Source organism: Nostoc sp. UHCC 0251, from assembly GCF_034932245.1.
Taxonomy (GTDB): Bacteria; Cyanobacteriota; Cyanobacteriia; order Cyanobacteriales; family Nostocaceae; genus Nostoc.
In genome coordinates, this window is the sequence record NZ_JAYGHD010000410.1 from 1 (window position 1) to 10783 (window position 10783).

A 10783-nucleotide genomic window follows, 5' to 3' on the forward strand; every position below is an offset into this window, starting at 1 on the left:
AACCACGCTAACCGTCCTTGAGTATTTCTACTCATTTAGGTTAAACGAATCGCACGCCTGTACCACAGCCTAATTCTAAAATACGCCGACTTGTGGAAGGCACACAATGAGTAATTACTTCCAACATCTCATCGTATCGCGGTAACAGTTGGCGAATACCAGTGTCAAAATCAGCAGTGTTGGCGAATACTTCTCCGGGAAATAGCTGTTGCATGGTGATTGGAGCAAATACGTATACTAATCAATATTAAGTTTTAGTATCATAACATACCACCCTCTAATCAGCCTGACTGCTAATATTGGTCAGGTTGTGCAATCGTGGCCGCCCACTGTCCATCCCCACTCGACTAAAAGTTGAGGGTTGGGACTTTCACGAACCGTTCAAATCTAATGCTATGGGAACAAAGCCTTCTAGAGCAATGGGGCTTAAAATAGGAAAACAGTAAACTCAGAAGATAACAAGATAGTAACTCCTTTGGCTATCGGTTCACGCTCAACTTTTCCTTCCCATATTTGGGAAACTATATGCTACAGCTTCTAATCATTGTGTTTGTTGTTATTTTAGGTTCAGCGCTTTGTTCTGGTATAGAAACGGCACTGTTCTCTGTTTCGACTCTGAGAGTCAGACAATTAGCACAATCAAACAACCGTTCAGCAGTAACACTTTTAGCGATTCGTGAAAACATGAATCGACCTATTGCCGCTATTGTAATCCTCAACAATACTTTCAATATCATTGGCAGTATTCTCACAGGTAGTATGGCTACTCAAGTGTTAGGAGATAAATGGCTTGGTGTATTTTCAGGAGTATTGACATTCCTAATTATCATCTTTGGCGAAATCATCCCCAAAACAATTGGAGAGCGTTATTCTGAGCAAATCGCTATACTTGCGGCTCTACCTGTAGCTGGGCTTGCTATTGCTTTCACACCTTTAGTCTGGATTCTAGAGAATGTTACTGCACCCTTTTCTAAGGGGAAAAAACGACCAACCACGAATGAGGCTGAAATAAAGCTGTTAGCGAAGATTGGACATCAAGAGGGAATTATTGAAAGCGATGAAGCAGAAATGATCCAACGGGTGTTTAGATTAAATGATGTGACAGCATCTGACTTAATGACACCCCGAATCATGCTGACATATATCCACGGGGGTATGACTCTTTCTGAGGCGAAAGCAAATATTATTGCGTCTCAACACACCCGGATTATTGTAATAGATGATTCACTTGATGAAGTCATCGGATATGCTTTAAAACAGAGTTTACTGACAGCGATGATTGAAGGAAGTAACGAGCAAAAAATTGCTAGTCTGACTCGAAAAGTCAACTTTGTCCCTGAGATAATTCGCGCAGATAAACTGTTGAAAAACTTTATAGAAGCTCGTGAACATCTTGCAGTAGTAGTAGACGAATATGGTAGCATTGCTGGTGTTATCACTTTGGAGGATGTGCTTGAGGTGATAACTGGTGAAATTGTAGATGAGACTGATAGAACTGTTGACTTGCAAGAAATTGCCCGCAAGAAGCGAGAAAAAATGTTGCAGTCTATCAATGTTGGGAATTAAGCTTAATTCTGAACAGCCTGAATATAATAAATAATCTGCATTGTTTCTTTGCTGGTGGTGCAGAATATTTGTAGTAAATTCCTACCTATTTTTTTAATTTTCAATATCTGTAACACAACCTATTTTGTGAAGCGATCGCTCTTGCGTTTATAGTGATATAAGCTAAAGTATTTATTTCTGCAATAAGCTGTCTTTTCACTAACCTCTATCTTCTGTTAGGTGCGAACTTGACATTAAACGTACTAATCTACCTCTAATGCAACAGGCTTCGCTGTATTTGGCTAGGCAAAAGATGGATTTTAGTCAGACTCTAATTGCAAAAAGTGATGCCATTCTCGATCAATGGGTAGAAGCGGTTTATCAGGATCAACAAATTGAAGCTACTAATGAACTTACTTTCAAAGCTGTACGGGATAGCTTACCCCGTGTTTTGAAAGCATTAGCAACAGTACTTTCTGAATCTGAAACCAGCGATTTGCAAACAGTAGTAGATGCAAGTTTAGAACACGGCACACTTCGCGCCGAACAGGGGTTTGAACCAGCAGAAATTGCGCGAGAGTATCGTTTACTCCGGTTTGTGATTTTTTCTTTTTTAGAAGAAGATTTATTACAAGGATCTGCACAAGAGGTACTAAGGGCTGTTCGCCTGATTGATACAGTAATTGATGAAGCGATCGCGCGTTGTTTTAACAGTTATACTCAAGGACGATTACAAGAGCTTAAACAACTCCAAAGTCAGTTGCGGTTGACTAACCAAGAGCTAACTCGCTTGGTTCGCGCTAATAAAGATAGTATCTCTCATTTGGCTCATGAACTGAAAACGCCCCTGACTTCAATCATCGGTTACGCAGACTTATTTCTGCGCCAGCAGCGTCAACAACCAGAACTCAAAGACACCTATGCAAATCTTGAAAGTATCGAGCGAGTTCTCAAGAGTGGTAGACTTCTTGTCCGGTTAATTAACGATACTCTGGAAATTTCGCGCTATGATGCCGGACAGATGAAATTGCAGCCAACTCTAACCGATGTGCGTAGTTTAATCAACTTTATTTTAGAGATGATTGAACCATTAGCGCGTGCTAAAGAATTATCCTTGGTTGTTGAATGCGTTCGCGCTCCAAGTCAAGTTAACACAGATCCGCTTCGGCTTCAGCAAATTCTGACAAATCTGCTAAGTAACGCAATTCGCTACACAGAATCTGGTTCAATTCATTTGGAGTGCTGGACGGTATCTCAACAGCAATGGGCTATCTCTGTTACTGATAGTGGTATTGGTATTTCCCTAGATGCTCAAGCCCAAATCTTCAATCCCTATTTTCGGGAAGTAACTGCTCCCCAAGTGCAAAGTTATGATGGTACAGGATTAGGTTTAGCAATAGTCTCTCGATTGGTTCAGTTAATGGATGGTGAAATTAAGGTAGATTCACAGCTAGGAAAAGGGTCTACATTTACAGTAATTTTGCCATTAGAAGCGATTGCTTACGTATGATTGTTGCTTTTTTACAACTCAAAATTTAAAACTTGAGAGCAAAATCGCAACTTAAACTGGTGCGTTACACTGCGTTAACGCACCTAGCAATTACCTACTCGTCAATTTGACCAAGGCGGCGGATATTCAAAATGTCACTCATTTTCTTAATTTGGACAAACACTTGCTCTAGTTGAGAGCGATCGCGTATATCTATTCCTAAGTCGATCAATGCAGGTTGGCCAGCAGAAGTTTTCACCTGAGCATGGCGGACATTGATCCCTTGGTCACTCAAGCGTGACAAAATATCTTTTAGTACCCCTACGCGGTCAAGAGCTTCAATTTGAACATCCACTGGGTAAGTGTGCGGACGACCACTATTTTCAGCGGCTGGGTTCCACCTAACTGGTACTAAGCGCTCATACTCCACAGTTTCCAGATTATGGCAGCCTTGGCGATGAATCGAAATCCCCCTACCTCGCGTCACCACACCAATAATCGGTTCGCCAGGAATCGGGGTACAACACCCAGCCAAATAATACACCAACCCCTCCACCCCAACAATTGGCGAATCACTAGAGCGGGAGGTAGTTGGCGGTGCATCTCGTAAAGCTTTTGATGTAGTTGGTTCTTTGGGAATAAATAAAGGCACAGTGGAAATTGGTTGATGTGCCTTCGCCACTTCTCGCCAACGATTTAGCACTAGGTTCAACGTAATTTCTCCGTAACCCAAACCAGCAAGTAAATCGTCCACGCTATGATAGTTACACTTTTGGGCGACAGTCTCCATCGCATCCGACTTCAGCAGACTATCAAAACCAGTTTTACCAAGTTCCTTTTCTAACAATTCCCGTCCACGAGCGACATTTTCTTCCCGGCGCGATCGCTTGTACCATTGTTTTATCCGATATTTCGCCGCCGAACTTCTCACAAAGTTCAACCAATCCAAACTCGGATGGCAGTTCTTTTGGGTGAGAACTTCTACAATATCGCCATTGTGTAGCCGTGTTGAAAGAGATACCATTCGCCCATTCACCCGCGCCCCTGAACAATGGTTTCCCACTTCCGTATGAATCCGATAAGCAAAATCTACCGTGGTAGAACCGGGGCTTAAAGGAACAACATCCCCCTTAGGGGTGAAGACATAGACATCATCTTCAAATAGATTATCCTTGACGCTATCAAGATATTCTTGTGCATCCTTGAGATCGGTTTGCCATTCTAGCAGCTGCCGCAGCCAAGTAAACTTGTCATCTGTCGCTGTCAAATGGCTAATACTAGAACCTCCTGTTTCTTTGTACTTCCAATGGGCAGCAATCCCATACTCGGCGATATGATGCATTTCGATTGTCCGAATTTGCACCTCCAAAGGGCGGCCAGTTAGTCCAATTACCCCAGTATGCAACGACTGGTAACGGTTAGGCTTGGGCAATCCAATGTAGTCCTTAAATCTCCCAGGAATTGGACGAAAAGCATCATGAACCACCGCCAACGCCCGATAGCATTCCTCATTAGTTTGAACAATAATCCGCAGCGCTGCCAAATCGTAAATTTCATGAAATTCCTTTTGCTGACGGTGCATTTTTTGGTAAATGCTATAAAGATGCTTGGGGCGACCGCTAATCTCCTGACAGTGGATTCCGGCTTGCTGCAAACGCTCTTGCAACATGTTCGTAGCTCTAGCCAATTTCTCTTCTCGTGCCGTCCGTTTTTCCGAAACATGCTCTTGCATTTGGCGGTAAGCTTCCGGTTCCAAATACTTAAAAGCCAAATCTTCCAGTTCCCATTTGATTCGCCAAATCCCCAAGCGATTGGCTAAAGGCGCAAATATATCTCGCGTTTCCTGGGCACTGCGGCGGCGACTGGCCTCTGACATGTATTGTAAAGTTCGCATATTATGCAAACGATCTGCCAATTTCACCACAATTACCCGAATATCTTGCGCCATTGCCAAAAACATCCGCCGGAAGTTTTCCGCTTGACTTTCGGTTTTGCTAGTGAAATTGATTTTAGAAAGCTTGGTGACACCTTCGACCAATTGCTGCACTTCTGGGCCAAAGCGCTCTTCTATTTCTTGACTTGTAACTTCTGTATCTTCAACGACATCATGAAGAAATCCAGCTGCTATCATAGCAGCACTGCCTCCCAAGTCACGCAGCAATTCAGCCACAGCAATGGGATGAGCAATGTATGGTTCCCCCGATTTGCGGTATTGACCTTGATGCAGTTGGTAAGCAAATTCAAATGCGCGACCAATTAACACGGCATCACTATGCCTTCGGTCATCTTCCACTTCAGTGCTAATTGTCGATGACTCCTTCAAACATTTTTTTAACCATTCTGGAATGGCTAGATCAATTGATGAATTTATAGCTAGGCTGCTCATACAATTAGGTAGGTTTTGATAGGATCGGTAGATAAGTGAATGATAAATAAAACTGGCAGCATCAATCTAAGAAGATGCTGTCGCCTAGAGACGGGTTGAAAAAAGAATGTAAGGATGATTCTCCAATTGCCGACAGTAGTCATCCAGTTTGAGTTTCAAGGATCATAAAGAAAGATAATCCATTGATGGCAAACAAAGCCTCAAATAACGATTTGAGGCTTTTAGTGCTGATAAGCGCTTAAGAAAGTTTATTGTAGAAGAAAAATTACTTGACATTAATACTATCTTAACTAGCACTGGATGTCTTTAAACCGTGAGAAATATTTGGCACTCGTAACCTTACTAGAGCAATTACGCTCCGATGCCACAACTACCCAAATTGTTGCACCCGAACTGCGGCAGCGTGTAGCCTCGTTGCAGCAATTCTTTGGGAAGCAGATTGTGCCTCTGGCTGATGAAAACTGGCGCGTGCAGTCTTACCAAACGGAGATGAGCAAACAACTGCGCCTGTTGGAAATAGATGTGATGTTTTTGCAAGGAGCGCGGCAAGCATCTACTGCACAAACGAGACTTCAGACGATTAGCGATCGCTTGACAACCCTCATTCAATACTGTGATGCCATCTTGCAACCAGAAGCGGAAGGAGAAAAATAACAATTGTTCACCTTTTCTCTAATTTCTCCATCATCTCATTTATGACCTATGATGGAAAGTTATTTTGCTAACAAGTTGGGAATGGGGAGTAGGGAGTAGGGAGAATGGAAGACTGCAAGTTCTTCTAACTTTTGTCCCCTTTTCCCCTTGCCCCCCTGCCTTCCCTACTCCCTACTCCCTCCAAAAGAAGATTGATTGTGCGGCGCATGTACGTTTCTACTGGCTCGGTTGTGGGTTTGAAGATCAGTGCATAATACAATGACCCACTCACCAGGTCGATAATTAAGTCAACATCTGCATTCCTGTGTATCTCTCCTCTAAACTTGGCAAGCTCAAGTACTTTAGAAAAGACTTCACGTCGGAGTTTCGTAATATTTTGTCCAGTAAACCTCTGCAAACTGAGGATTGCTAGACGCAGTACTAATAATCAAGGCAAGTGTCTAACGACTAAGGGGACTATCTATTTTTTTGGCAGCATTATTTATCAAAATATCCATGTCTCCCCAAAAGCTGCCAGTATCGGGGATCACTAAATCATCTCTCAGGCTTTCTATAGCATCTGCGACTAGTTCTTCTTTGGAAGTGTAGCGCCGCTGACTTTAGGAGGATTCTTAGTAGATGGTTTAGGCTGGTGCTGGATTCTCTTTGTTAACAAAATGTAGGGGTTTAAGTCCCCGGCTTCTATCAAGCCGCAAGTGTTGTGGCTCTTTCTAAATCCCCGTTACAACACGTAATTGCGTTAGCGACGTAGGAGCGTCATTGCGAATTGCGAATTGGTTTAATATTCCCTTCGGGATCATTGCAGTGGCAATGTCCTTGGTGTTTTTATCCAAAGACAAGAGCCAGACACAAGGGCTTTCGAGATTTTGTCCAATAGCATATTTATTTCCGCGCCCGCTGTACTAAGGCGTAAATTGCGATCGCACCCCAATTTGAAATTCTCTGATTGTAAAACTACGTAAAAATACGGCTTCCAAAGGAGTTTCTGCCGAAAGTCATAGAAGAGAGTTAATATACACGGATTTATCTGGATACTAAAAGTAAAAGCCCCACTCAGTTTTGAGCAGGGCTATGTAAAGTTTTATTGCTAAAATTAGAAATCGTTATATTTAGAAAAAGTTCATTATTGTAATTACGCTAACGCTGGTCAACATCATTAAAGCGCCCATAATTATAGATTCACCTAAGCGATTGGGGGATTTTGAAGTGTTCATTTAAGTAAAATCCTTTTTATTAATTGTTTCTTAACCATATCAAAATCAGTATAAATATCTATAGAAGCATTGTAAAACTTAAATTACCTTAAAGTTTCTTAGTAAATGACTCATTTATCTTAAGGTATTCATTTTTTACTTGTAGTGCGTAATTCTCCTAGTTTCCCCACTCCCCATTCTCTAGTTACCCAATGTAGTAATTCCCGAACAGAATAATTACCTAAACTCCGATCGGAATACGCGCCTTGATGGAGTAAAATAAATTTTAATCAAGGTAAAAATATTTGAACAGAAGATTATCATGACAGTCCCCACGGCATCTATAAACCAAGCGATCGCTTTTGACTTAGACAAATTAAATGAGCAATTTGAAACTGCCACTCCTAAAGAAATACTGGCATGGTCTATAGAGAATATCCCAACGGGACTGGTGCAAACAAGCGCCTTTAACGTGGATGACATGATAATTACCCATATTCTTTACACTGAACTGAAGCATCCCGTTCCTGTGATCTTTCTTGACACCTTGCACCACTTCCCTGAAAGCCTAGAATTAGTAGCCAAAGCTAAAGAAATCTACAACCTGGATCTGCAAACTTTCAAAACTCCAGACGTAGACACCCGCGAAGCCTTTGAAGCCAAATATGGCGACAAACTCTGGGACAAAGATATTGCCCAATTCCACCACATTACAAAAATCGAACCACTGCTACGGGGTCTAGATGAACTCAACAGCGTCGCTTGGATAACCGGACGCCGCCGGGATCAAGCAGTAACCCGTGCGAATATGCCCATATTTGAATTAGACGGTAAAGGTCGGCTGAAAGTAAATCCCATAGCTACTTGGACACGTCAAGACAGCTGGGTTTACGTAGCTGAACACGGAGTTATCTACAACCCCCTCCACGACCAAGGTTATCCCAGCATCGGCGACCAACCCATCACCACCAAAGTTGGCGAAGGCGAAGACGAACGCGCCGGACGCTGGCGGGGAAGTGATAAAACAGAATGCGGAATTCATATTTAGTCATTGGTCATTAGTCATTGGTCATTAGTGATAGACAAATAACTAAGGACTAATGATTCATTTAGTCATTTGTCATTAGTATTAGACAAAGGACAAATGACTAAGGACAAATATGATTAAAATCCTTCATCTCTCCGACATCCACATGGGAAGCGGCTTTTCCCACGGACGAATTAATCCCGCGACTGGATTGAATACACGACTGGAGGATTTTGTCAATACTTTGTCTATATGTATTGACCGAGCGTTGGCAGATACTGTTGATATGGTGATATTTGGTGGCGATGCTTTCCCGGATGCTACACCACCGCCTTATGTACAACAAGCTTTTGCCAGCCAATTCCGCCGTCTTATGGATGCCAATATACCAACAGTGCTGTTGGTAGGCAACCATGACCAACACTCCCAAGGACAGGGAGGCGCGAGTTTAAATATTTACCGCACTTTGGGAGTGCCAGGATTTGTTGTCGGTGACACATTAACTACTCACTGCATCGAAACCCGTAATGGCAAAGTGCAAGTAATTACCCTCCCTTGGCTCACCCGTTCTACCCTGATGACCCGCCAAGAGACTGAAGGCTCGTCTTTGGCGGAAGTCAACCAACTATTAACGGAACGCCTGCGAGTTGTTCTAGAAGGGGAAATTCGCCGTCTTGACCCCAATGTGCCAACTATCCTTTTGGCTCACTTGATGTCTGACAATGCTACCTTGGGCGCAGAACGCTTTTTGGCAGTAGGTAAAGGCTTTACTCTGCCCTTATCTTTGCTGACGCGACCTTGTTTTGATTATGTAGCCTTGGGACACGTCCACCGTCACCAAAACCTGAATAAATCCAACAACCCACCGGTGATTTATCCAGGGAGCATTGAGCGGGTAGACTTCAGTGAAGAAAAAGAAGACAAAGGCTATGTGATGCTAGAACTGGAGCGGGGGAAGGCTGAATGGGAATTTTGTCCCTTAACAGTTCGGACTTTCCGCACCATTGAGGTGGATGTCTCGAAAGCAGATGATCCACAAGCGGTGTTAATGAAAGCGATCGCTAAGTATGATATTGAAGATGCTGTAGTGCGGCTAATTTATAAACTCCGCTCCGAACAAATGGATTTAATTGACAGTTCCTCTCTCCATACTGCTTTAAGTCACGCTCATACTTACACCATTCAAGCAGAATTAGTGAGTCAGTTGGCTCGACCCCGGATTCCTGAATTGAGTGCAAGTAGCAGCATCGACCCAATGGAAGCCTTGAAAACTTACTTGAACAACCGCGAAGACCTCAAAGAGATAGCAGCATCAATGCTGGATGCAGCACAGAAGTTGCTAGCCGATGATGTAGAAGTTTGGCTGGAAGCAGCAACTAGCGACTAGGATAGATGCAAATTATATATTTTCCTCTTCTAAATGGGGTTCTTTGATCAAGATGTCAGAATCCTTTGATAGATTGTCCGATACAGGTTAGGATAATTCATCAATTAAAGGAAAAATTTTAAGCACGCTTAATCGCGCTGCGACATGAAAATCACCCAAATTTGCATTTGGGCAGATTTTGTGGGAGTTGGCTACTCTACTATCAATTGTTGTTTTTCTTCTAGCCGGAGAAAAGTTTGGACTCAGAAAATAAAGTTATCGAGCCTTGAATAAGTTATTGTTTACAGGTAAATCTTTTCGTTTTATGGCTTTTGTCCTACCGCTAATTACGTGGTGGGGATACAAAGAAGTACAAAACCAATTTGTACAGCCGCAAGCAGTCGTAGTATTGGGTGGTTCAACGAGACGTTTAGAGCGAGAGAAGTTTACGGCTGAATTTGTCCGCCAGCATCCAAATATACCAATTTGGATTACCGGAGGAAGTCCACCTAGATTCACACAAAGAGTGTTTACCAAAGCTGGTGTTGATCCCAAACGTTTACACTTGGACTATGAGGCCGTGGATACAGTTACTAATTTTACTACGTTGGTAGATGATTTGCAAGCTCGTGGCATCAAGAGCGTTTATTTGATTACTTCAGATTTCCACATGCGGCGGGCTTGTGTCATCGGCGAAATTATTTTGGGTAGTCGAGGTATTTATTTAAAACCAGTACCCGTTCCTTCAGAAAAACCTTCTGAATCTATCGAAAAATCTATCCGCGATGGAGCTAGAGCAATACTTTGGATAGCAACTGGTTACACTGGTGTAGATGCAGCTAAAAATAAACGGTAAATTATCAGTGGTAATTTGCATGATCTTGACTTAACTCAATAGAGGCAAATTAAGACAATTAATGCCAATAATCCTGATATTAACTAAGTAAACAGACACATGAAACTACAATTATCCAAAAACTAGGGCAACACCAACCCTCAAACAACACAATATAAAAACCAATTAAACCAATTCGCAATTCGCAATGGGCTAACGCCCCGCTTCGCTAACGCAATGACGCTCCTACGTCGCTAACGCAATTACGTGTTGTAACGGGGATTTAGA

8 protein-coding genes and 1 pseudogene are annotated in these 10783 nt (G+C 42.6%); 6 read left to right on the forward strand and 3 right to left on the reverse strand.

Annotated elements, in window-relative coordinates; genetic code table 11:
• Positions 1-55: 55 nt before the first annotated feature.
• Positions 56-214: pseudogene (locus tag VB740_RS33600) on the reverse strand (SAM-dependent methyltransferase); the annotation flags it as partial.
• Between the two features lie 311 nt (positions 215-525).
• Here VB740_RS33600 and VB740_RS33605 point away from each other — a divergent pair.
• Both VB740_RS33605 and VB740_RS33610 read left to right on the forward strand, forming a co-directional pair.
• Positions 526-1566, forward strand: a complete 1041-nt coding sequence (locus VB740_RS33605; RefSeq protein WP_323204151.1) for a hemolysin family protein — start codon at positions 526-528, stop codon at positions 1564-1566.
• Positions 1567-1858: 292 nt separating this feature from the next.
• Positions 1859-3055, forward strand: coding sequence for a HAMP domain-containing sensor histidine kinase (locus VB740_RS33610; RefSeq protein ID WP_323204152.1), 1197 nt, complete (start codon positions 1859-1861; stop codon positions 3053-3055).
• Positions 3056-3149: 94 nt separating this feature from the next.
• Here VB740_RS33610 and VB740_RS33615 read toward each other — a convergent pair whose 3' ends face one another.
• Positions 3150-5420 (reverse strand): bifunctional (p)ppGpp synthetase/guanosine-3',5'-bis(diphosphate) 3'-pyrophosphohydrolase, encoded by a 2271-nt coding sequence (locus VB740_RS33615; RefSeq protein WP_323204153.1) that lies wholly within the window; start codon positions 5418-5420, stop codon positions 3150-3152.
• Between the two features lie 300 nt (positions 5421-5720).
• On the opposite strand from VB740_RS33615, the gene patD reads away from it, so the two are divergent.
• Positions 5721-6074, forward strand: coding sequence for a heterocyst frequency control protein PatD (gene patD, locus VB740_RS33620; protein ID WP_323204154.1), 354 nt, complete (start codon positions 5721-5723; stop codon positions 6072-6074).
• A gap of 124 nt (positions 6075-6198) precedes the next feature.
• On the opposite strand, the gene VB740_RS33625 is transcribed toward patD, so the two are convergent.
• Positions 6199-6471, reverse strand: a complete 273-nt coding sequence (locus VB740_RS33625) for a TetR-like C-terminal domain-containing protein (protein WP_323204155.1) — start codon at positions 6469-6471, stop codon at positions 6199-6201.
• Between the two features lie 1118 nt (positions 6472-7589).
• Between VB740_RS33625 and cysH the strand changes: the two genes are divergently transcribed.
• From cysH to VB740_RS33640, 3 genes are all read left to right on the forward strand, one after another.
• Positions 7590-8315, forward strand: a complete 726-nt coding sequence (cysH, locus tag VB740_RS33630; protein WP_323204156.1) for a phosphoadenosine phosphosulfate reductase — start codon at positions 7590-7592, stop codon at positions 8313-8315.
• A 112-nt stretch (positions 8316-8427) separates the two neighbouring features.
• Positions 8428-9681, forward strand: coding sequence for an exonuclease SbcCD subunit D (locus VB740_RS33635; RefSeq protein ID WP_323204157.1), 1254 nt, complete (start codon positions 8428-8430; stop codon positions 9679-9681).
• A 304-nt stretch (positions 9682-9985) separates the two neighbouring features.
• Positions 9986-10516, forward strand: coding sequence for a YdcF family protein (locus VB740_RS33640; RefSeq protein WP_323204158.1), 531 nt, complete (start codon positions 9986-9988; stop codon positions 10514-10516).
• Positions 10517-10783: the final 267 nt, after the last annotated feature.

Bases quoted from the DNA above. Each gene is read 5' to 3' on its own strand.
- VB740_RS33605 (WP_323204151.1), top strand. From the start codon at position 526: ATGCTACAGCTTCTAATCATTGTGTTTGTTGTTATTTTAGGTTCAGCG.
- VB740_RS33610 (WP_323204152.1), top strand. From the start codon at position 1,859: ATGGATTTTAGTCAGACTCTAATTGCAAAAAGTGATGCCATTCTCGAT.
- VB740_RS33615 (WP_323204153.1), bottom strand. From the start codon at position 5,420: ATGAGCAGCCTAGCTATAAATTCATCAATTGATCTAGCCATTCCAGAA.
- patD (WP_323204154.1), top strand. From the start codon at position 5,721: ATGTCTTTAAACCGTGAGAAATATTTGGCACTCGTAACCTTACTAGAG.
- cysH (WP_323204156.1), top strand. From the start codon at position 7,590: ATGACAGTCCCCACGGCATCTATAAACCAAGCGATCGCTTTTGACTTA.
- VB740_RS33635 (WP_323204157.1), top strand. From the start codon at position 8,428: ATGATTAAAATCCTTCATCTCTCCGACATCCACATGGGAAGCGGCTTT.
- VB740_RS33640 (WP_323204158.1), top strand. From the start codon at position 9,986: ATGGCTTTTGTCCTACCGCTAATTACGTGGTGGGGATACAAAGAAGTA.